The sequence below is a fragment of the Stagnihabitans tardus genome (assembly GCF_009925085.1).
In the GTDB taxonomy this organism is placed as follows: domain Bacteria; phylum Pseudomonadota; class Alphaproteobacteria; order Rhodobacterales; family Rhodobacteraceae; genus Stagnihabitans; species Stagnihabitans tardus.
Genome location: NZ_JAABNR010000007.1, coordinates 179,985 through 199,609, shown reverse-complemented (window position 1 = coordinate 199,609; position 19,625 = coordinate 179,985). Strand labels below are relative to the sequence as shown.

The window sequence follows — 19,625 nt, the reverse complement described above, 5'->3', positions numbered from 1 at the left end:
GGCGCCCCCCCCCCTCCCCGGGCGAACGCAGGACCACTGCGGGCTTCAGCCCGCAGGGGTCCAAGGGCGCAACCCCCACCCCGAAGCCTCCACCGCCACATGCCCCACCCTTGCCCCGCCCCGGCTTTCCGCTTACACCTCTGCGACCTGCGCCCAAAGGAGCCCGAGCCATGCCCAAGAGCACCCCGCCCCGCGAAGATGACGAGATCCGCCGCAAGGGCTCGCGGACCGGAGCCTCGATCTTCGGCCTCATCGTGCTGGGCATGGTCGTCACCGGTCTCGGCGGCTATGGCATCACCGAATTCGGCACCCAGGTCGATACCGCCATCAAGGTCGGCGACACCCAGGTCTCGGCCTCTGACTATGGCCGCGCGCTGCAAAACCAGATCAACCAGTTCTCCCGCCAGTTCGGCCAGCAATTCACCTTCCAGCAGGCCCAGCTCTTCGGCCTCGACCAACAGGTCCTGCAAAGCCTGATCTCCAACGCCGCCCTCTTGAACGAGGCGCGCCGCATCGGCATCTCGGCCTCGGACCTCTCGGTCGCAAAGGTCGTCGCCACGACCGAGAACTTCCAGGGCCTGGATGGCAAGTTCGACAAGGCGGTCTATGAGCGGCTCCTCGAGCAGAACGGCCTGAAGCCGGGCGATTACGAGGGCGACATCCGCGACGACCTCAGCCGCCAGGTCCTGCAGGCCGCCGTGGCCTCGGGGGTCACGGCACCGGAGGCCCTGACACGGGCGCTCTACTCCTGGGCCAACGAGGCGCGGGGCTTCACCCTTTTGCAGCTCTCCAAGGCCTCGCTGCCCGAAGCCCTGCCCGAGGCCACGCCCGAAGAGCTCCAGGCCTGGTACAAGGACCATATCGCCGACTTCACCCGCCCCGAGGGCAAGCGCGTCGCCTATGCGATCCTGAAACCCTCCGACCTCGTCAAGGACCAAAAGGTCGACGAGGCCGATGTGAAGGCCGCCTATGACGCGGCCTCCGACAGCTACAACATCCCCGAAAAGCGCCTGGTCGAACGCCTGGTCTATCCCTCCGACGAAGAGGCCAAGGCCGCCCGCGCGAAACTTGACGGCGGCGCCAGCTTCGAAGACCTGGTCAAGGACCGTGGCCTCGACCTTGCCACGATCGACCTGGGCGACGTGACCCGCATCGACCTCGGCCAAGCCGCCGATGCCGTCTTCGCCCAGGCAGAGCCCGGCGTCGTGGGCCCCGTGCCCACCGACCTCGGGCCCGCCCTCTTCCGCGTCAATGCCATCATCGACGCCCAGGTCACGCCCTATGACGAAGCCGCCCCCAAGATCCGCGAAACCCTCGCGCTGAAAGAGGCAGGCAAGGCCGTGACCGAGCGCAACGATGCCGTCGATGACCTCCTGGCCGGTGGCTCGACCATCGAGGACATCGCCAAGGATCAGGGCATGAGTGCGGGGACCATCGACTATGCCCCCGGCGCCGATGACAACGACCCGCTGTCCGCCGACCCCGCCTTCGCCAAGGCCATAGGCTCCATGGAGCCCGGCGACTTCGCCCAGTCCTTCGGCACCTCCGATGGCAGCCTCATGGTCGTGCAAGTGACCGAGGCCCTGCCCGCCGCCCCCATCCCCTTCGAGAAGGCCGAAGCGAAGGTCCGCGCCGCCTATGAGGCCGATGCCCTGTCCAAGGCCCTGACTGCCCTCGCCGATGCCCACCTGGCCTCCGGCGCCCGGCTCGAGACCCTGGGCATCACCGACCGCGTGACCTCGACCCTGCGCTCGGCCGCGCCCGATGGGATCCCCTCCGAAGCCGTGGCCCAGGCCTTCAAGATGGAGCCCGGCGCCGTGGCCAAGATCGACGAGAATGGCACCGTGGCGCTGATCCGCCTCGATGCGGTGACGCCGGCCGACTTGACCACCGACCAGGCCAAGGCGGGTCTGAAGGCCCTGGGCGCCCAGATCGGCACGTCCATCGCCAATGACGCCTATGACGTGACCGCCAAGGCCCTGGCCGACGAGGCCGGGATGACCATCGACCAGGCGGTGATCGCAGCCGTCCAAAGCCGGATGTAAGATGAAACTCGAACCCGATTTCGCCACCTTCGAGGCCGCCTGGGCCAAGGGCGCCAACCAGGTGGTCTATGCCCGCCTGGCCGCCGATCTCGACACGCCGGTCAGCCTGATGCTGAAGCTGGCCGAGGCGCGGGCCGACAGTTTCATGCTGGAATCGGTGACGGGGGGCGAGGTCCGGGGCCGCTATTCCGTCGTCGGCATGAAGCCCGACCTGGTCTGGCAATGCCACGGCACCAAGGCACGGCTGAACCGCGAGGCGCGGTTCGACGCGACCTCCTTCACCGAGGATCCCTTGCCGCCGCTCGAAAGCCTCCGCGCCCTGATCGCGGAAAGCCGCATCGACCTGCCCGAGGCCCTGCCGCCCATCGCCGCCGGTCTCTTCGGCTATCTGGGCTATGACATGATCCGGCTGGTTGAACACCTGCCGGGCGTCAAGCCCGACCCGCTCGGCTTGCCCGATGCCACGCTTCTGCGCCCCTCGGTCGTGGCGGTGCTGGATGGCGTCAAGGGAGAGGTCACGGTCGTGGCCCCGGCCTGGGCCGCCTCGGGCCTTTCGGCACGGGCCGCCTATGCCCAGGCGGCCGAACGGGTGATGGATGCGCTCCGCGACCTCGACCGCGCCCCACCTGCGCAACGCGACCTCGGCGAGGCGGAACCCGTGGGCGAGGCCGTGTCGAACTTCGCGCCCGGCGGCTACCAGGCGGCGGTCGACCAGGCCAAGCACTATATCCGCGCGGGCGACATCTTCCAGGTCGTCCCCTCGCAGCGCTGGCGCCAGAGCTTCACCCTGCCCCCCTTCGCCTTCTACCGGAGCCTGCGCAGGACCAACCCCTCGCCCTTCATGTTCTTCTTCAACTTCGGCGGCTTCCAGGTCGTGGGCGCCAGCCCCGAGATCCTGGTGCGCCTGCGCGATGGCGAAGTGACGATCCGCCCCATCGCAGGCACCCGCAAACGCGGCGCCACGCCGGAAGAGGACCGCGCGCTCGAGGCCGATCTCCTCGCCGATGCCAAGGAACGCGCCGAGCACCTGATGCTTCTGGACCTTGGCCGCAACGATGTGGGCCGGGTGGCCAAGGTCGGCACGGTGCGTCCGACCGAGCAATTCATCGTCGAACGCTACTCCCATGTCATGCACATCGTCTCGAATGTCGTGGGCCAGATCCGCGAGGGCGAGGACGCCCTGTCGGCGCTCTTGGCGGGGATGCCCGCAGGCACGGTCTCGGGCGCGCCCAAGGTGCGGGCCATGGAGATCATCGACGAGCTCGAGCCCGAAAAGCGCGGCGTCTATGGCGGCGGCATCGGCTATTTCGCGGCCAATGGCGAGATGGACTTCTGCATCGCGCTGCGCACGGCGCTGTTGAAGGATGGCCAGCTTTACACCCAGGCCGGGGCGGGCATCGTCTATGACAGCGACCCCGAGAGCGAATACCAGGAAACGGTGAACAAGTCCAAGGCGCTGCGCCGCGCCGCCGAGGATGCCGGCCACTTCGCAAGACGGGGGAACTGAGGGCGGGGAGACCTGACCCAAAGGAGCGCGCAAGCGCGCAAGCCTCTTGCAAAGTCTCGGGCCGCGGCCAAGCCGCGCCCCGAGACGCAGGCTGACCCCACAGTCGGCAGGACCGAGGCCAGGAGGGAAAGCAGCCACGGCACAGTCGGCAGAGCCCCTCTTTCGACAGGACAAAGGCCCAAAGCAGTCAGCGCGCCGATGCAGTCGGCAGGTCAAGCCTTCCGTCGGCAGGGCCAAGACCCCAGGCACCTGGCGCCCCATTGCCGTCGGCGGAGCCTCCGCCCAGTCGGCAGGGCCCCTACTTCGCCCCCAAGAGCACCGCCGAAACCGGGGCGAGCGAGACGCTGGCTCCCTTGCCCTCCAAAGCCCAGGCCAGGATCGCCTCGACCGTCTCGGGCTTCGTGTCACCGATGACGATCACCGCCCCCTCCTGCCCCGCCTTGAAGGCCGCGCGGTCAAGATAGCGGCGCATCACCGGCTGGCTTTCGTCGGCGCCATCCAGGACGCGGTAAATCTGCGCGGCCGCGAGCCCCTCGCGCCGGGCGATCTGATCGGCGGCATTCAGCCCGCGGTCCCAGGTCAGCAGGCCCCGCCCCTCCGAGGCGATTTCCGTCAGGACCAGGCTCGCCAGGGCCCGGTCGTTCTGGAACCCCGCCTCGGCCGGATCGAGCACCGCCACGGCCTCGGGCAGGATCGCGCCCAGGGCCTGGAAGCTCTGCGCCACATCCTCGGCCTTGGCGCCGGGGGGAATGCCATTGGCCAGCATCACCACCTCTTGCCCCGCCGCGCGCCAGGCCTCGGCGGCGGCCTTGGCATCGGGGGCGAGCGGGTCGATCACGATGGAGACCGCAAAGGGCAGTTGCGCCAACTGCGCGCGCGGCAGGCCCTGCTCGCCGACATCGCGCAACAGGATGGCAAAGAGCGGCTTGCCGGGCTCGGGCGTGAAGGGGCGGGCGAATTGCACCAGGGGGCGCTGGTCGGCATCATCGACCGCCGGAGAGGTTTCGGCGCCGATCTGCGGCAGGTCGTTGACCACGACCGAAGGATCGCCCTCGGGCTTGGGACCTGCCGCCTTGGCCGTCAGGCCGGGGGTCTGTGGCAGGGCCTCCGGCCGCTTGCCCGGCAGGCCCTCGGCCTCGGGGCGCAGCACCTTGGGCAGCGCGGCATCGGGTGCAGGGGACATGGGGGCGGAAGAGGCTGCGGCCGGCGGCGGGCTGGGCGGGGCCAGTTGCGGCAGGGGCTGGGGGGCCAGCGCCGGATCGGGCTCGGCCGAGATCTGCGGCAGGCGCGCCGGTTCCGACAGGCCGCCCGATTGCAGGAGCCCATCCTTGGGCCCCTCGGGCGCCTGCGGGGCGGCGGCATCGGGCGCCTCGGTCACGCCCATGTCCGGGGCCTGGGGCGTGGCATCGCTTTCCGGGGCGGGGGCGGTCAGGGCCTGGTCCAGCGCCGCGAGCGAGGGCGGGGCGCTGTCTTCGGCCGGGGCCTCGACCAGGGCCGGGAGTTCGGCCAGCGGCGCCCCGGCATCGGGGGCGCTGGCTTGCGAATCGGTGGCTGGCAGGGGCTCTGCCGACTGCACCGGGGCTTCGATGGCGACCTGTGCAGGCTCCGCCGACTGAAGGTCGGGGGCGGGCGGTTCGGGCGCGGGCGATTGGAGGGCGGGTTCGCTCGCGGTCGCGGCGGAGCCCCCGGGTGCGGCATCCGGCGCCGGGGTCACCGCTGCGCTGTCCGCAGCCGGGAGCGCAGGCGCCGGGGCCTCCCCGGTGGCGGTGGTGCCCTCCGTCGCAGCGGGCTCTGTCGTGGCGGCGCTGTCCGTGGCAGTCTGCTCGGCGGAAGCCTTGCCCTTCGTGGCAGGGGCAGCGGGCTCTGTCGTGGCGGCGCTGTCCGTGGCAGTCTGCTCGGCGGAAGCCTTGCCCTGCGTGGCAGCGGCAGCGGGCTCTGTCGTGGCGGCGCTGTCCGTGGCAGTCTGCTCGGCGGAAGCCGTGCCCTGCGTGGCAGGGGCAGCGGGCTCTGTCCCTGCAGGCGCTGCGGCCTCTGCACCTGCGGCGGGTTTGTCCCCTGCGGCCGGCGCAATCGCCTCTGTGGCAGGCGCAGGCGGCTCGACCGCCGGAGACGTCGCCTCGGGCGCAGGGTCTTCGGTCCGCTTTGCCCCATCTGCGGAGGCGCCGGCCTCCGGGCTTGCCGCTTCCGCCCCCGTAGCCTTGGGCGCCTCGGCCTCGGGCGCCCCCAGCCCCTCTGCCCCGGCAGAGCTCTCCGACAGGCCCGCGGGCGGCCCCGGTTCATTCGCGGGCTCCGGCAAGGGCGCGAGTTGCGACAGGACCGCCAGACCGGTTGCGACGATCACGCCGCCCCAGAAAACTCCGCCTGCCAAGCCCTTGGGCCCAAAACCACCTGCCACGGGTCGCTCCTTTGCCTTGGCCCGGTTCGGTGTCGAGCAGTCCTGCCCTTGACACCCCCGGGTCTTCCTGTCCCTGTATAACCCGCTCTGGCGTCGGGTTCACCCCCAGATTGGTTAACAAGCCGGACTCATGAAGGAGGGACGGGACATGCTGCTTCTGATCGACAATTACGACAGTTTCACCTGGAACCTTGTCCATTATTTCGGCGACCTGGGCGCCGATGTGAAGGTGGTGCGCAACGATGCGCTGAACGTGCAGGAGGCCCTGGCGCTGAACCCTGCCGCCATCGTGCTGAGCCCCGGCCCCTGCGACCCCGACCAGGCCGGGATTTGCCTGCCGCTGACCCTGGCCGCCGCCGAGATCGGCCTGCCTTTGCTGGGCGTCTGCCTTGGCCACCAGACCATCGGCCAGGCCTTCGGCGGCAAGGTCGTGCGCTGTCACGAGATCGTCCATGGCAAGATGGGGACCATGCATCACGCGGGCAAAGGCGTCTTTGCGGGCCTGCCCTCGCCCTTCCAGGCCACGCGCTATCACTCGCTGGTGGTCGAACGCGAGACCCTGCCCGCCTGCCTCGAGGTGACGGCCGCGCTGGCCGATGGCACGATCATGGGGCTGCGGCACAAGACCCTGCCCATCGAGGGCGTGCAGTTCCACCCCGAGTCGATCGCCTCGGAACATGGCCACAAGATCTTGCAGAACTTCCTGAACCTGGCGGCGGTAGCAGCATGAGCGATGTCCTGAAACCCCTGATCGGTCTGGCGGCAGAGCGCACCCTGACAAGGGCCGAGGCCGAGGCGGCCTTTACCGCTTTGTTCGAGGGGCTGGCCACGCCCGCGCAGATGGGGGGCTTCCTGATGGCCCTGCGCACGCGGGGCGAGACGGTGGACGAATTTGCGGCGGCGGCGGCGGTGATGCGGTCGAAATGCCATGCGGTGCGGGCGCCCGAGGGGGCCATGGACATCGTGGGCACTGGCGGCGATGGCAAGGGCACGCTGAACATCTCGACCGCGACGGCCTTTGTCGTGGCGGGGGCGGGTGTGCCGGTGGCCAAGCACGGCAACCGGAACCTCAGTTCCAAATCGGGGGCGGCGGATGCCCTGACCGAGATGGGGCTGAATGTCATGGTCGGGCCCGAGGTGGTGGAGCGCTGCCTGGCGGAGGCCGGGATCGGCTTCATGATGGCGCCGATGCACCACCCGGCGATGCGCCATGTGGGGCCGGTGCGGGCCGAGCTTGGGACGCGGACGATCTTCAACATCCTGGGGCCGCTCACCAATCCGGCCGGGGTCAAGCGCCAGCTGACCGGGGCCTTTTCGGCGCGACTCATCCGCCCCATGGCCGAGACGCTGCGGGCCCTGGGGTCAGAGGCGGCCTGGCTCGTGCATGGTTCGGACGGGACGGATGAGATCTCCATCGCGGGCCCGACTGCAGTGGCCGCGCTGAAGGACGGGGAGGTGAGCGAATTCACCGTCTCCCCCGAGGATGCGGGCCTGCCGCGCCATCCCTTCGAGGCGATCATCGGCGGCACGCCTTCCGAAAATGCCGCCGCTTTCCGGGCGCTCCTGGAGGGCGCCCCGGGCGCTTACCGTGACGCGGTGCTCTTGAATTCGGCGGCGGCGCTTCTGGTCGCGGGCAAGGCCGCCTCCCTGCCCGAAGGCGTGGCCCTTGCGGCGGAGTCCATCGACCAGGGCCGCGCGCAAGAGGCGATGGAGCGGCTGCGTTCCGTGTCTCCGTTGTAAGGCAAGACCCGGGGTATACCCCGGGCTACGCAGCCCCACGTGAGCGCCCGCGCCGGAGAGGGGGCTCTGCATCCACAGCGTAGCCCGGGGTATACCCCGGGACAGCGCCCAAGCTGCGTGAGACCACGCACCCTACGGCGGCAAAGGTCTCGCCGCTTCGTAGGGTGCGCTTCAGCGCACCGCGCCGTCAGACGTAATCCTGCCGCTGCAGGTTATACTTCGCCATCTTCTCGTTCAGCGTCCGGCGCGGCAGGCAAAGCTCTTCCATCACCGCCACGATGGAGCCCTTGTGGCGGCGCATCGTGTTGTCGATCAGCATGCGTTCAAAGGCTTCGACATAGTCCTTCAAGGGCTTGCCCTCGGTGGTGAGCTGCGGCCCCGTGGCCTCGTTGTCGGCCATCAAGAGCGAGGCAATCGACCCCGACCCCCGCCGGTTCTGCAGAACCGCGCGTTCGGCCACATTGACCAGTTGGCGCACATTGCCCGGCCAGGGGGCCTGCAAAAGCTGCGCCGCCTCCTGGGCCGTCACCTGGGGCGCCTCGCAGCCGTATTCCTCGGAGAACTGCTCGGTCAGGCGGTTGAAGAGCGTCAGGATATCCTCGCCCCGGGCGCGCAGGGGCGGCAGGACGATGGTCATGGCGCCCAGACGGTAGAAGAGATCGGGGCGCAAAGCGTCCTCCAGCGTCTTGTCGGGCGCATGGCGGTTGCAGATCGCGATGATGCGGGTCTCGGGGGGCAAGCCCTGCTCGGCGATCAGGGCGAGCAAACGCGCCTGGAGCCCTGAAGACAGGGCCTCGATATCCTCCAGGCAGATCGTGCCGCCCCGGGCCTCTTCCGACAAGGGAATCGTCCCATCCTCTGCCGGGCCGAAGAGCCGCGCCGAAAGCTGATCCTCCGACCAGGCGGCGCAAGAGATCGTGACGAATTTCTTCCCCGCCCGAGGGCCGACCGCATGCAGGGCATGGGCCACCAGGGTCTTGCCAGTCCCCGTCTCGCCATCGATCAGCACATGGGTGTCAGCCTGGCCGATGTCGAGGATATCCTCCCGCAGCCGCTCCATCGCCGGAGAGAGGCCGATCAGCTTCTTGATGATCGTGGCGCCGTCCGAGAGCTCCTTGCGCAGGGCCCGGTTGTCCAAAGTCATCCGCCGTGCCTGGGTCGCCTTCTTGGCCAGCTCTGTCATCCGGTCCGGGTTGAAGGGCTTTTCCAGGAAGTCATAGGCGCCGACCCGCATGGCCTCCACCGCCATGGGCACATCGCCATGGCCGGTGATCAGGATGACCGGCAAACCGCTGTCCATCCCCATCAGCTTTTTCAGGAAAGCCATGCCATCCATGCCCGGCATCTTGATGTCGGAGACGACAACCCCCGGAAACTCCGGCCCGATGCTCTTCAAAGCCTCTTCCGCCGAGGGGAAAGTCTCGGTGTCAAAGCCACTCAGCGCCAGCCATTGGCTGATCGACTGCCGCATATCGGCCTCGTCATCGACGATTGCGACTTTCATTGCCCGTGCCATGCGTTACTCCGCTGCCTTCATCTCTTCCGGTTGCTCGATCACCGGAAGCTGCATTTCAAAAACCGCGCCCTGGGTTTCCGCATTGCGCGCCGTCAGGCGCCCGCCCAGGTCGGCGACGATGCCCGACGAGATCGCAAGGCCAAGCCCCACCCCCTCACCGGATTTCTTGGTCGTGTAGAAGGGCTCGAACAGGTTGTCCAAATCCGAGATCCCATGGCCATTGTCGCGCACCGTCAGGACCGCCGTCTCGCCCACCGCAAGGACCAGGTCGATCTGCGGGTCCCTGGTGTCCTTGGTCGCATCCAGCGCATTGCGCAAGAGGTTGATGATCACCTGTTCGAGACGAAGCCGGTCGACGTTCACCATGACCGGCTGGCGCGGCAGGGATCGGGTGATCCGCACAACGCGCTGCTTCAGCTGCGGTTCCATCATGGCGAGCGCAGACGACAGGCACAGCCGCATGTCCACCGGCTCGAAGGCCTCACCGCCCTTGCGCGCATAGGACTTCAGCTGGCGGGTGATCGCCCCCATGCGGTCGATCAAGTCGTCGATGCGCTGGAAGGAGCTGAGTGCCTCATCCGTGCGCTTGCGCGTCAGGAGGAGCCGAGCCCCGGCGAGATAGGTCTTCATCGCGGCCAAGGGCTGGTTCAGCTCGTGGGAGACGGCGGCCGACATCTCGCCCAGCACCGCCAGCTTGGAACTTTGCGCGAGCGTCTGTTCGGCGACCGAGAGCTCTTTCTGCACCTTCTCGCGCTCGGCGATCTCGCGCTGGAGCCTGGCGTTCAGCTGGCGGAGTTCGATCGACTCGCGGCGGAAGGTCAGGGTCTGGGCATAGGCCCGGCGCGAGAGCAGATAGAAGGTCAGGGCGGCGAGGATGGCAAAGCCCATGATCTCCAGCGCGAGGATGCCATTGACCCGCTCGCGCACCGAATCATAGGCGGTGAAAGAGGTCATGTGCCAGCCGCGAAAGGTCATGCGGTTGTCGGTCTGCAGAACCGCCACGCCGCGCAGATAGGTGTCGGGCCGGTTCTGCGTCAGGTCGCGCGCCGTGGAAAGCGCCTGGTCCACGGCCCGGTTGAAGGCCGATCCGCCATCCTGCTCCAGCGTCAGGCTCTCGACCGTCTGCCCCCGCCAGCGCGGCTCGGTCGACAGGATCACCGTGCCGCCCGAATCGGAGATCAGCACCACATCCTGCAACCCCGCCCAGGCGCGCTCGAACTTCATCAGGTCGACCGCCACGACGATGACGCCCTGGGGCTGGCCATCGGCCAGGATCACCTGGGAATAGGTAAAGTCATAGCCGCCGCCCTCGCGCTGGCTGGCCGAGAAGACCGTGTCCGAGGACCGCATGGCCGAGACATAGAATTCGGCATTGCGATAGACCGTGCCCAGGAGGTTGCGGTTCGTGGCGCCGACCGCCCTGCCCTCGGCATCCAGAAGCAGGATCGAGGCCACGCCGATGTCGTTTTGCACCTGCGCCAGCCGCTGGGACGACCGGCTGAAGTTGCCCTTGGCCAGGGCCTCGGAAATCGCGGGGTCGCGGGCGAGGAGGAGCGGCACGACGGAGGTCCGCTGCAACTCGCTGACAACGTTGCCCGAGTAAAGCGCCAGCCGCAGCTCGGCCCGGTTGCGGGTGGTTTCGGTGAAGCGCTCGGTCAGCCATCGGTTGGTGTAAAGCACCACGCCCACGGCCACGAGGATCAGAAGCGCCACGACCAGCTTGACCGGGGCTTGGGAAAGCGCGGTGCCATCGGCCCGCAAGGGGGTTCGGTTGGGTCTGGAGGGCTTCGACATGGGTCAAGCCTAGTGCGGCGGGCGGGGGGCCTCAAGCCGGGGCCGGTCGGCGCCCCGGTTTCGGGCGCCAAGCCGCTTATCGGGTCAGGCCAGCGCCATGCCGCTGATCAGGCTGGCAAAGAGCCCGCGCCCATCGGTGCCGCCCTGTTCGGGCTCGATCACGCGCTCGGGGTGGGGCATCATCCCCAGGACCCGGCGGTTGGCCGAGAGGACGCCCGCGATATCGGCCGTGGCGCCATTGGGGTTCTGGGCATAGGTGAAGGCGATCCGGTCCTGGTCTTGCAGGGCCTTCAGGCCCTCGGCGTCGATCGTGTAATTGCCGTCGTGATGGGCGATCGGGATCTGGATCTCGGCGCCCTTGGGGATCGCGTTGGTGAAGGGGCTGTCCTGGGTGGCGACCTTGAGCGTGACGGTCTTGCAGAGGAACTTGAGCCCCGCGTTGCGCATCAGGGCACCGGGCAGAAGCCGCATCTCGGTCAGGACCTGGAAGCCGTTGCAGATGCCAAGCACATAGCCGCCGCGTGCCGCATGGGCCTGGACCGCCGCCGCAATCGGCGACTGCGCCGCAATGGCGCCGCAGCGCAGGTAGTCGCCGAAGGAGAACCCGCCCGGCAGGCCCACGACATCGGTCCCCTCCGGCAAGGCGCTGTCCTTGTGCCAGACGCGCGTGACCTGGAAGCCCATCTTTTCGAAGGCCGTGGCAAGGTCGCGGTCGCAGTTGGACCCGGGGAAGGTGACGACGGCGGCTTTCATGCAGGGGCTCCTCGAGACAGGGAAGGCGGGGCTGGGATGGCGGGGGGATAACGCAAATGGGCGGGCTTGGCCAGAGGGAGACGGGGCCCGATCGGGGGGCTGCCGCCCCCCGAACCCCCCGCTTCAAGGGGAGCAGGCTCCCCTTGAAAATCCCCCTGGATATTTGCGCCAAGTTGAAAGGAGGGGGTCCGGGGGAGGCCTTGGCCTTCCCCGGGCGGGGGGTTCGGGGGGCTTGCAGCCCCCCGATGGCTAGAGCCCCAGCCGAGGGATTTCGATGGCCGGGCAGCGGTCCATGACGACCTCGAGCCCTGCCGCCCCGGCCCTTGCGGCGGCGGGTTCGTTGACCACGCCCAGCTGCATCCAGATGGCGCGGCGGCCGGTGAGATGGGACAGGGCCTCGTCCACCACTTGGCCGGCGTCCTCGGAGTTGCGGAAGATATCGACCATGTCGACCGGGACTTCGATGTCGGAAAGCCGCGCGCGGACGGTCTCGCCCCAGGAGGTTACCTGGCCTGCCGCCCCGGGATTGACGGGAATCACCCGGTAGCGGCTGGAGAGGAAGGCCGCGACGCGGTGGCTGGGGCGGTCGGGCTTGGGAGACCAGCCCACGAGGGCGATGACCCTGGTTTCGGTCAGGATCCTGGTGATCAGCTCATCCATGCGGCACCTCCGTGGCTTTGGGGCAGAACAGCACGGGCGAGGGGCAAAGAAAAGGCGGGGGTCAAAGAAAAGGCGGGGGGCAAAGAAAAGGCGCCCAAGGAGGGCCCGGGCGCCAAGGTGCGGAACGAGGGACAGTGAACCGAAGGGGGCGTTCCGGGCCGGCCTTCGTGCAAGAGATATGATCGCGCAACACTCGTTAAAGATGCGTTACCGGCGGGAGGCGATCACAAGTCTGTGGCCTGCGGCCAAGGGGGGCTGCCGACTGCGCCCCTCCTGCAAATCCCGACCCCGGGCCCTGCCGACTGCCAGACCTGGGACATGGGCGCCCGCGGCCCCACCGGAGGCCGTCGGAGAGGGTCCATCCTCCAGTCGGCGGGGCAGGTCCAGCCGGACAGGCGGAGCCGCGCAGTCGGCAGAGCAGGCCCAACCGAAGGCCGCCCCTCCGATGGATGAAGCGGTCCCCAGCGGAAAGCCGCGCCGGTCCCGCCCCCCAATTCTCGCAGAAAACGCGGGGCCTCAGCGCTGGCTGGCCGCGTAAAGCCCCACCGCCGCCGCGTTCGACACGTTCAAGGACCCAAAGCCCCCCGCAAAGGGGATCCGCGCGATCACGTCGCAGGTCTCGCGCGTCTTGTCGCGGAGGCCCGGACCCTCGGCCCCGAGCACCAGCGCCACGGGGCGCTTGCCCGCCGTGGCCAGGGCCTCGGAGAGCGTCACCGTCCCGTCGCCATCCAGCCCGATCAGCACATAGCCCGCGTCCCGCAACGAGACCATCGCCTCGGAGAGGTTCGCCACCCGCAGGTAGGGCTGCCGCTCCAGCGCGCCCGAGGCGGTCTTGGCGAGCGCCCCGGTCTCGGGCGCAGAATGGTGGCGCGGCGCGATCACTGCCCTTGCGCCGAAAACCTCGGCCGAACGCAGCACCGCCCCCACGTTATGCGGATCGGTCACCCGGTCGAGGCAGACCACCAAGGGATCCCCCTCGCCCGAGATCGCAAGGTCGTCGAGCTTGCCCCAGTTCAGGGGCCGCACCTCGAGCGCCGCCCCCTGGTGGACCGAATCCTCGGCGATCGGCACCTGGAACTTGCGCGGCTCCACCACCTCGGGCGTCAGCCCCGAAGCCGTCACCGCCTCTTCCAGCCGGTCGAAGGCGTTCTTGGTCAGGACCAGCCGCAGCTTCTCGCGCCTGGGGTTCATCAGCGCATCGCGCACCGCATGGATGCCGAAGAGCCACACCGTCTCGCGCGCCTCGTTCCGCCGCGCCTTTTCCTTGTCGATCACCCAATCCGGCTTGGTCTTCATCATCACCCTCATCTTTCCCCCCATCTGAACCGCCCCGCACCTTCAGGCAAGATGAAAAAACCCAAGGCCTGCGCCCATCCGCGCCGATCTTGGCGGGGAGAGGCCCAGACCCCACCCGCCCCCGGCCGCGCGGACAAAGCGAAAAACCCTGCCGCCCCCCCCTTGACGCCCCCCGCAGGCCCCAGTATTCCCCCCTCCCAGTGGGCGACGAGCTGCAAGGTGCGGCAGGAGACTGTAACTCTCCCGAGGCGACTCATGCCTGGTTCGATTCCAGGGTCGCCCACCATCTTCCTGATATGACTGACCTTTCGGGCTCCCTTCGGGGGGCCCGCGGTCGTTTCTGCCCTGCCCTTGCCCCCCTCTGGGGTGTTCCCCAAACCGCGCCCCGCTGATATGGAGAGCCAAAGGCCCCAGGCGGGCCGCCCAAAGCCCGGGACCGCTCCCGGGCCAGATGTCAAAGGCCCAAGATGCGTTCCTTCACCTTCACCCATGCCATCACCCGCAAACCCTCGGCCTCCATCGTCGCGGGCCTGCGCGCCGTCGACACCGGCACGCCCTCGCTGGCGCTGATGACCCAGCACCATGCCGATTACATCGCGGCGCTGAAGGCCACCGGGGCCACGGTGGTGGAGCTCGAGGCGCTGGAAGACTTCCCCGACAGCGTTTTCGTCGAGGACACGGCCCTTTGCCTGCCCGAAGGCGCCGTGGTGATGCGCCCCGGCGCGCCCTCGCGGCTGGGCGAGGCCGCCCGCATGGCCCCCCACCTGCAAGCGCTTTACAAACATGTCCTGCATATCGAGAACCCCGAGAGCTTCATCGAGGGCGGCGATATCCTGACGACCGAGACCGAGATCCTCGTGGGCCGCTCGGCCCGCACCAATGCCACCGGGATTGCCGAACTCGCGGCCCGCGTCGCGCTCTGGGACTACAAGGTGCGCGAGGTCTTCACCCCGCCGGGCGTGTTGCACTTCAAGACCGACTGCTCGCTTCTGGATGCCGAGACGATCCTCTCCACCACCCGCCTCGCCGCCTCGGGCTGCTTCGAGGGCTACCGGGTGATCCCTGTGGCCGAGGGCGAGGAGCCCTGCGCCAACACGATCCGCTTCAACGATGCGGTGATCATGCCCCAGGGCTTCCCGCGCACCCGCGACACGCTTTTGGCCCAGGGCTACAAGGTGGTCGAGATCGGCAACACCGAATGCGCGAAACTCGACGGCGGCATGTCCTGCCTGTCCTTGCGCTTCTCGCCGTCATGAGCTTCAACCTCCTGGCCATCGGACAAAACGGCCGCCTCGCGCATGAGGCGCTCCTGCTGGTGGCCTCGCTGCGCCAGAACGACCCGGGCTTTCAGGGCCGCGTCTTCATCGCCGAACCCACCGGCGCGCGCTGGCAGGCCGAGACGAAGGTCCCCGAACCCCAGGCCAAGGCGCTGCAAGCCATGGGGGCCGAGATCCTGCCCTTTGAAAACAAGGTCTTCGGCCAGAGCTACCCCTATGGCAACAAGATCGAGGCCCTGGCGGCCCTGCCCGACGAGCCCTTCCTCTTCCTTGACACCGATACCCTGGTCCTCTCCCCCCTCTCGCAGATCCCCTTCGACTTCGCGCGGCCCTCGGCCTCGATGAAGCGCGAGGGGACCTGGCCCAAGATCGAGCTCTACGGGCCCAGTTATGCCGAGATCTGGGGCTCGCTTTACGACCGCTTCGGCCTCGACATGGCACCGACCCTGGACCTGAGCCAACCGCAGGACTACTGGCAGCGCCATCTCTATTTCAACGCCGGCTGGTTCTTCCACCAAAGCCCCCGGGCCTTTGGCGAACGCTTCCTCACCTGGGCCCAGGCGATCAAGGCCCAGCCGCCCGAGCCCCTGATCCTGCAAGAGCTCGACCCCTGGCTTGACCAGGTCACCCTGCCCCTGGTGATCCATTCCTTCGGTGGCGGCCGCCCTGGCCCCGAGCTTGCCGCCATGGACACCACCGCCACCTGCCATTACCGCGCCATCCCGCTCCTCTACGCCAAGGAAAGCGACCGGGCGGTGGAGGTGCTGGAGAGCCTCTTCGAGGACAAGGCCCTGCGACAACTGGTCAAGGAATACGAACCCTATCGGCGGCTCGTGCTGCAACGCCACGGCCGCAAGGCCCGGGCGCTGTTTGATCAAAACGACCTGCCCGCCCGCGAACAGGTGATCCGCAACACGCTGAAACGCGAGGGGTATTGGCTGAGGTAATGGTGCGTGCAAGCACGCAGCCTACGGCCGCCCTGTAGGGGGCGTGATCTCACGCACCACGCCCCCGCCCACCGTCGAATTCCGGCACTCCCGCAGCTCTGCGTAGCCCGGGGTATACCCCGGGTCTCACATCACCACCGGCACCATCGAGGCCACCAAAGCCAAGGCCAGCCCGATGTTCACCGCCCGCGCCCAGGGCCCCGAAAGGACGCCGCGCAGCTTCTCCCCTGCCAGGACCCAAAGCCAGACCGAGGGCAGGTTGATCGCCGCGAAGATCAGCCCGACCCAGACCACCGCCCAGCCCCCGCCCGTCGCATAAGAGGCATTGGCCCCCAGCGCCATGGCCCAGGCCTTGGGGTTGACCCATTGGAACCCCGCCGCCGCAACGAAGCCCATGGGCCGCCCGACCCTGCCCTCTCCCGGAGCCCCCGCCCGCGCGATCTTCCAGGCCAGCCACAGCATATAGGCGACGGCGGCGGCCTTCATGACCCCCATCAGCCCCGGCACGGCCAAAAGCACCGCGCCAAGCCCGAAGCCCGTCACCATCGCCATGGCCGCAAAGCCCAGCGCCACGCCAAGCGCATGCGGCACCGTCGCCCGCCAGCCGAAGTTCATCCCCGAAGCCATCAGCATCAGGTTGTTCGGCCCCGGCGTCACCGAGGTCACGAAGGCGAAAGAGGTCAGCGCAAGCAGGATATCCAGGGTCATTGCAGTCTCCTTTCACGCAATCCTTGCGCAAACATGGCCAGAATGGGTTGCAAACTGCGCCCATTCGCGGCAATCCTTGCAATTCATGACCAAGATCGACGACATAAACCGCCATATATTGCGCATCCTCTCCCGCGAGGGACGCCTGCCCAATCTCGACCTCGCCGCCCGGGTCGGCCTTTCGCCCTCGGCCTGCCTGAGGCGCGTGCAAGAGATGGAGCGCTCGGGCCTGATCACCGGCTACCGCGCGGTGATCGACCCGACGAAGGCCGGGATCGGCTTCATCGCCTATGTGACGGTCGGGCTGAACAGCCACACCAAATCCGCGCAAGAAGCCTTCGAACGCGCCATCTCCCGGGCCGAAGCGGTGCGCGAATGCCACAACGTGACGGGGACGGTCGAATACCTGCTGCGGGTCGAGACCGCCGATCTCGCGGGCTACAAGCATTGGCACACCGAGGTCCTGGGCGTCCTGCCCCAGGTCCAGGCGATCACGACCTTCGTCGTCATGGGCTCGCCCAAGGACGACCGCGCCTGAGCCCGCCCGCCGTCACGCCAAAGGGTTCCGTGGCCCGGGTCCCCCCATCACCCAACCGGCCCCCCTTGCCCGGTTCCGTGGCCCAGCCCCCCCTTTGCACCGGGTCCTGCCCCGCGCCCGGCTTCCCCGAAACCCGCGTTCCAAAGATGAACGAAACCCTAACGCAATCTTCCAAATCGTTTATCTTCAAATACTTGCACACCTTTGCACGCGTGCAATTCCCATTGAACCGCACAGCCAAGCCCCGTAACCTCTCCCCATCCCAGAGGAGGAGCCCCCGATGTCCAATTACGGTTTCAACACGCTTGCCATCCATGCAGGAGCCGAGCCCGACCCCGCCACCGGCGCCCGCCAGGTCCCGATCTATCAGACCACGGCCTATGTCTTCCGCGACGCCGACCACGCGGCCAAGCTCTTCAATCTGCAGGAAGTGGGCTATATCTATTCCCGCCTGACCAACCCGACCGTCTCGGCCCTGGCCTCGCGCGTCGCAGCGCTGGAGGGCGGGGTCGGCGCGGTCTGCTGCTCTTCGGGTCATGCGGCGCAGATCATGGCGCTTTTCCCGCTGATGAGCCCTGGGACCAATGTCGTGGCCTCCTCGAAGCTTTACGGCGGCACGATCCAGCAGTTCAACAACACGATCCGCAAGTTCGGCTGGTCGGCCAAGCTCGTCGATTTCGACGACCCCAAGGCGATTGCGGCGGCCATCGACGACAACACCCGCGCGCTCTTCTGCGAGACGATCTGCAACCCGGGCGGGGCGATCTCTGACCTCGACATGATCTCGCGGGTGGCGGATCAGCACGGGCTGCCCCTGATCGTCGACAACACCACCGCCTCGCCCTATCTCTGCCGCCCGATCGAGCATGGTGCGACCCTGGTCGTCCATTCGGCCACGAAATACCTGACCGGCAACGGGACCGTCACCGGCGGCATCGTGGTCGATTCGGGCAAGTTCGACTGGTCGGCCTCGGGCAAATACCCCTCCCTCGCCGCGCCCGAGCCCGCCTATCACGGGCTGAACTTCCATGCGGCGCTGGGAGGCATGGCCTTCACCTTCCACTCCATCGCGGTCGGCCTGCGTGACCTCGGCATGACGATGAACCCCCAAGGCGCCCATTACACGCTGATGGGGATCGAGACCCTGCCCCTGCGGATGCAGCGCCATGTCGAGAACGCCCAGATCGTGGCGGAGTGGCTGGAGCAAGACCCCCGCGTCGATTACGTCACCTATCCGGGGCTGAAGTCCTCGCCCTATCATCACCTGGGTCAGAAGATCACGCCCAAGGGTCCCGGCGCGCTTTTCACCTTCGCGGTCAAGGGTGGCTACGAGGCCTGCGTCAAGCTGGTGGACAGCCTCAAGCTCTTCTCCCATGTGGCGAACCTTGGGGATACGCGCAGCCTGATCATCCACTCGGCCTCGACCACCCACCGCCAGCTCAGCGACGAACAACGCGTCGCGGCGGGGGCGGCGCCCAACGTGGTGCGCGTCTCCATCGGGATCGAGGATGCCCGCGACATCATCGCCGACCTCGACCAGGCGCTGACCAAGGCCACCGCATAAGAAAGGGTGCGTGGACCCACGCACCCTGCCCCTCACGCGATACCTGCCCGCACCCTACTCCGCTTGGGTAGGGTGCGCTTCAGCGCACCGCTTATTGCGCCAGTTCCCAGGTGATGGTCACATCCGACATCACCCCGATCTCGCCCGCCAGGACCGGCACGGCGGCCGCATCGGCCTTGAACGTCGCCATCGGCATCGGCGGCATGTAACCGCCCCCTTCCGTGATCGAGACGATGGGCCCGAGCTTTGCCCCCGCCGCCTCGGCCAAAAGCTTGGCCCGCGCCATGGCATCGGCCACCGCGGCCTTTTTCGCCGCGTCCTGCTCCTCGGCATCATCGGCCAGGCCGAAGCTCAGCCCGTTCAGCGTGTTGGCCCTATCCGCCACCGCCGCATCCAGGACCGCCCCCACCGAGGCCAGGTCGCGGATGCGCACCGTCAGCTGGTTCGAGGCCACATAGCCCTTGATCTCTTGTCCCAGCCCATCCGCCGTCATCACCCAGTTCGGGTTCAAGGACAGGTTCGAGCTTTGCATGTCGCGGTCCGAGATCTTGGCCGCGATCAGCCGCCCGATCACCGCCCCCAGGGCCTCGTTATTGGCCGCGAGCGCCGCCGCCGCCGTATCGCCCGAGCTCGTGACGCCGATGTTCAGGGTCGCCATGTCGGGGACCACGGCCACCGTGCCATGACCCGTGACCGAGATCGTGCCCGCATCGGCCAGGGCCGCCAGGGGAGCCATCAGGCCGGCCATCAGCACGGCGGGAAGAAGAATGCGCATAGGAACCTCCAGTTGCAGCGCCAACAGCCCAGGCCCCGGTCCAGCCGGTTTCCGCGCCTTGGCGCCCTCTACCAGATGACAATCGTGCCGAAGAGCCGCAAGCCCAAGGC

The 19,625-nt window shown here is 68.1% G+C and carries 16 protein-coding genes and 1 tRNA gene; 9 read left to right on the top strand and 8 right to left on the bottom strand.

Annotation, left to right across the window (positions count from 1 at the left end; translation table 11 throughout):
• Nucleotides 1-170: 170 nt before the first annotated feature.
• Nucleotides 171-2,045 (top strand): peptidyl-prolyl cis-trans isomerase, encoded by a 1,875-nt coding sequence (locus GV832_RS09535; RefSeq protein WP_168774617.1) that lies wholly within the window; start codon nucleotides 171-173, stop codon nucleotides 2,043-2,045.
• Nucleotide 2,046: 1 nt separating this feature from the next.
• The gene (gene trpE, locus GV832_RS09530) at nucleotides 2,047-3,552 is read left to right on the top strand and encodes an anthranilate synthase component I (protein ID WP_168774616.1); all 1,506 of its coding nucleotides are present in this window, start codon (nucleotides 2,047-2,049) and stop codon (nucleotides 3,550-3,552) included.
• Nucleotides 3,553-3,850: 298 nt separating this feature from the next.
• Here the strand turns inward: trpE and GV832_RS22510 are convergent, their stop codons facing one another.
• Nucleotides 3,851-5,893, bottom strand: coding sequence for a divergent polysaccharide deacteylase family protein (locus GV832_RS22510; protein WP_168774615.1), 2,043 nt, complete (start codon nucleotides 5,891-5,893; stop codon nucleotides 3,851-3,853).
• 202 nt (nucleotides 5,894-6,095) lie between these two features.
• On the opposite strand from GV832_RS22510, the gene GV832_RS09520 reads away from it, so the two are divergent.
• Together GV832_RS09520 and trpD are read left to right on the top strand one after the other, a co-directional pair.
• The gene (locus GV832_RS09520; protein WP_168774628.1) at nucleotides 6,096-6,677 is read left to right on the top strand and encodes an aminodeoxychorismate/anthranilate synthase component II; all 582 of its coding nucleotides are present in this window, start codon (nucleotides 6,096-6,098) and stop codon (nucleotides 6,675-6,677) included.
• A complete protein-coding gene (gene trpD / locus GV832_RS09515) occupies nucleotides 6,674-7,687 on the top strand; it encodes an anthranilate phosphoribosyltransferase (protein ID WP_168774614.1) in 1,014 nt (337 codons plus the stop codon). Before GV832_RS09520 ends, trpD begins: the two co-directional genes overlap by 4 nt.
• Nucleotides 7,688-7,874: 187 nt before the next feature.
• Here trpD and GV832_RS09510 read toward each other — a convergent pair whose 3' ends face one another.
• From GV832_RS09510 to rlmB, 5 genes are all read right to left on the bottom strand, one after another.
• On the bottom strand, nucleotides 7,875-9,203 hold the full coding sequence (locus tag GV832_RS09510; RefSeq protein ID WP_168774613.1) for a sigma-54-dependent transcriptional regulator: 1,329 nt from the start codon (nucleotides 9,201-9,203) through the stop codon (nucleotides 7,875-7,877).
• Between the two features lie 3 nt (nucleotides 9,204-9,206).
• Nucleotides 9,207-10,997 (bottom strand): sensor histidine kinase, encoded by a 1,791-nt coding sequence (locus tag GV832_RS09505; protein WP_168774612.1) that lies wholly within the window; start codon nucleotides 10,995-10,997, stop codon nucleotides 9,207-9,209.
• An 84-nt stretch (nucleotides 10,998-11,081) separates the two neighbouring features.
• Nucleotides 11,082-11,750 (bottom strand): phosphoribosylformylglycinamidine synthase subunit PurQ, encoded by a 669-nt coding sequence (gene purQ / locus GV832_RS09500; protein ID WP_168774611.1) that lies wholly within the window; start codon nucleotides 11,748-11,750, stop codon nucleotides 11,082-11,084.
• Nucleotides 11,751-11,999: 249 nt separating this feature from the next.
• Entirely contained in the window at nucleotides 12,000-12,410 is a 411-nt protein-coding gene (locus GV832_RS09495) for a CoA-binding protein (RefSeq protein ID WP_168774610.1), read from the bottom strand.
• Nucleotides 12,411-12,926: 516 nt separating this feature from the next.
• Nucleotides 12,927-13,712: a 23S rRNA (guanosine(2251)-2'-O)-methyltransferase RlmB gene (gene rlmB / locus GV832_RS09490; protein ID WP_435531755.1), complete on the bottom strand. Its 786-nt coding sequence runs from the start codon at nucleotides 13,710-13,712 to the stop codon at nucleotides 12,927-12,929.
• A gap of 196 nt (nucleotides 13,713-13,908) precedes the next feature.
• On the opposite strand from rlmB, the gene GV832_RS09485 reads away from it, so the two are divergent.
• From GV832_RS09485 to GV832_RS09475, 3 genes are all read left to right on the top strand, one after another.
• A tRNA-Tyr gene (locus GV832_RS09485) sits at nucleotides 13,909-13,992 on the top strand.
• 181 nt (nucleotides 13,993-14,173) lie between these two features.
• Nucleotides 14,174-14,962, top strand: a complete 789-nt coding sequence (locus GV832_RS09480; protein WP_168774609.1) for a dimethylarginine dimethylaminohydrolase family protein — start codon at nucleotides 14,174-14,176, stop codon at nucleotides 14,960-14,962.
• Nucleotides 14,959-15,930: a GT-B fold glycosyltransferase domain-containing protein gene (locus GV832_RS09475; RefSeq protein WP_227754330.1), complete on the top strand. Its 972-nt coding sequence runs from the start codon at nucleotides 14,959-14,961 to the stop codon at nucleotides 15,928-15,930. Before GV832_RS09480 ends, GV832_RS09475 begins: the two co-directional genes overlap by 4 nt.
• 126 nt (nucleotides 15,931-16,056) lie before the next feature.
• Here the strand turns inward: GV832_RS09475 and GV832_RS09470 are convergent, their stop codons facing one another.
• Nucleotides 16,057-16,638 carry a LysE family translocator gene (locus GV832_RS09470; RefSeq protein WP_168774607.1) on the bottom strand — a complete coding sequence of 194 codons (582 nt, stop codon included), beginning with the start codon at nucleotides 16,636-16,638 and terminating at the stop codon, nucleotides 16,057-16,059.
• 85 nt (nucleotides 16,639-16,723) lie between these two features.
• On the opposite strand from GV832_RS09470, the gene GV832_RS09465 reads away from it, so the two are divergent.
• Complete coding sequence (locus tag GV832_RS09465) at nucleotides 16,724-17,176, top strand: Lrp/AsnC family transcriptional regulator (RefSeq protein ID WP_168774606.1); 453 nt, start codon at nucleotides 16,724-16,726, stop codon at nucleotides 17,174-17,176.
• A 280-nt stretch (nucleotides 17,177-17,456) separates the two neighbouring features.
• Nucleotides 17,457-18,740 carry an O-acetylhomoserine aminocarboxypropyltransferase/cysteine synthase family protein gene (locus GV832_RS09460; RefSeq protein WP_168774605.1) on the top strand — a complete coding sequence of 428 codons (1,284 nt, stop codon included), beginning with the start codon at nucleotides 17,457-17,459 and terminating at the stop codon, nucleotides 18,738-18,740.
• Between the two features lie 91 nt (nucleotides 18,741-18,831).
• On the opposite strand, the gene GV832_RS09455 is transcribed toward GV832_RS09460, so the two are convergent.
• Nucleotides 18,832-19,515: an SIMPL domain-containing protein gene (locus GV832_RS09455; protein WP_168774604.1), complete on the bottom strand. Its 684-nt coding sequence runs from the start codon at nucleotides 19,513-19,515 to the stop codon at nucleotides 18,832-18,834.
• Nucleotides 19,516-19,625: the final 110 nt, after the last annotated feature.

What these genes read in the sequence shown, in the direction of transcription:
- GV832_RS09535 (WP_168774617.1), top strand. Translation starts at nt 171, where the DNA reads ATGCCCAAGAGCACCCCGCCCCGCGAAGATGACGAGATCCGCCGCAAG.
- trpE (WP_168774616.1), top strand. Translation starts at nt 2,047, where the DNA reads ATGAAACTCGAACCCGATTTCGCCACCTTCGAGGCCGCCTGGGCCAAG.
- GV832_RS09520 (WP_168774628.1), top strand. Translation starts at nt 6,096, where the DNA reads ATGCTGCTTCTGATCGACAATTACGACAGTTTCACCTGGAACCTTGTC.
- trpD (WP_168774614.1), top strand. Translation starts at nt 6,674, where the DNA reads ATGAGCGATGTCCTGAAACCCCTGATCGGTCTGGCGGCAGAGCGCACC.
- GV832_RS09510 (WP_168774613.1), bottom strand. Translation starts at nt 9,203, where the DNA reads ATGGCACGGGCAATGAAAGTCGCAATCGTCGATGACGAGGCCGATATG.
- GV832_RS09505 (WP_168774612.1), bottom strand. Translation starts at nt 10,997, where the DNA reads ATGTCGAAGCCCTCCAGACCCAACCGAACCCCCTTGCGGGCCGATGGC.
- purQ (WP_168774611.1), bottom strand. Translation starts at nt 11,750, where the DNA reads ATGAAAGCCGCCGTCGTCACCTTCCCCGGGTCCAACTGCGACCGCGAC.
- GV832_RS09495 (WP_168774610.1), bottom strand. Translation starts at nt 12,410, where the DNA reads ATGGATGAGCTGATCACCAGGATCCTGACCGAAACCAGGGTCATCGCC.
- GV832_RS09480 (WP_168774609.1), top strand. Translation starts at nt 14,174, where the DNA reads ATGCGTTCCTTCACCTTCACCCATGCCATCACCCGCAAACCCTCGGCC.
- GV832_RS09475 (WP_227754330.1), top strand. Translation starts at nt 14,959, where the DNA reads ATGAGCTTCAACCTCCTGGCCATCGGACAAAACGGCCGCCTCGCGCAT.
- GV832_RS09470 (WP_168774607.1), bottom strand. Translation starts at nt 16,638, where the DNA reads ATGACCCTGGATATCCTGCTTGCGCTGACCTCTTTCGCCTTCGTGACC.
- GV832_RS09465 (WP_168774606.1), top strand. Translation starts at nt 16,724, where the DNA reads ATGACCAAGATCGACGACATAAACCGCCATATATTGCGCATCCTCTCC.
- GV832_RS09460 (WP_168774605.1), top strand. Translation starts at nt 17,457, where the DNA reads ATGTCCAATTACGGTTTCAACACGCTTGCCATCCATGCAGGAGCCGAG.
- GV832_RS09455 (WP_168774604.1), bottom strand. Translation starts at nt 19,515, where the DNA reads ATGCGCATTCTTCTTCCCGCCGTGCTGATGGCCGGCCTGATGGCTCCC.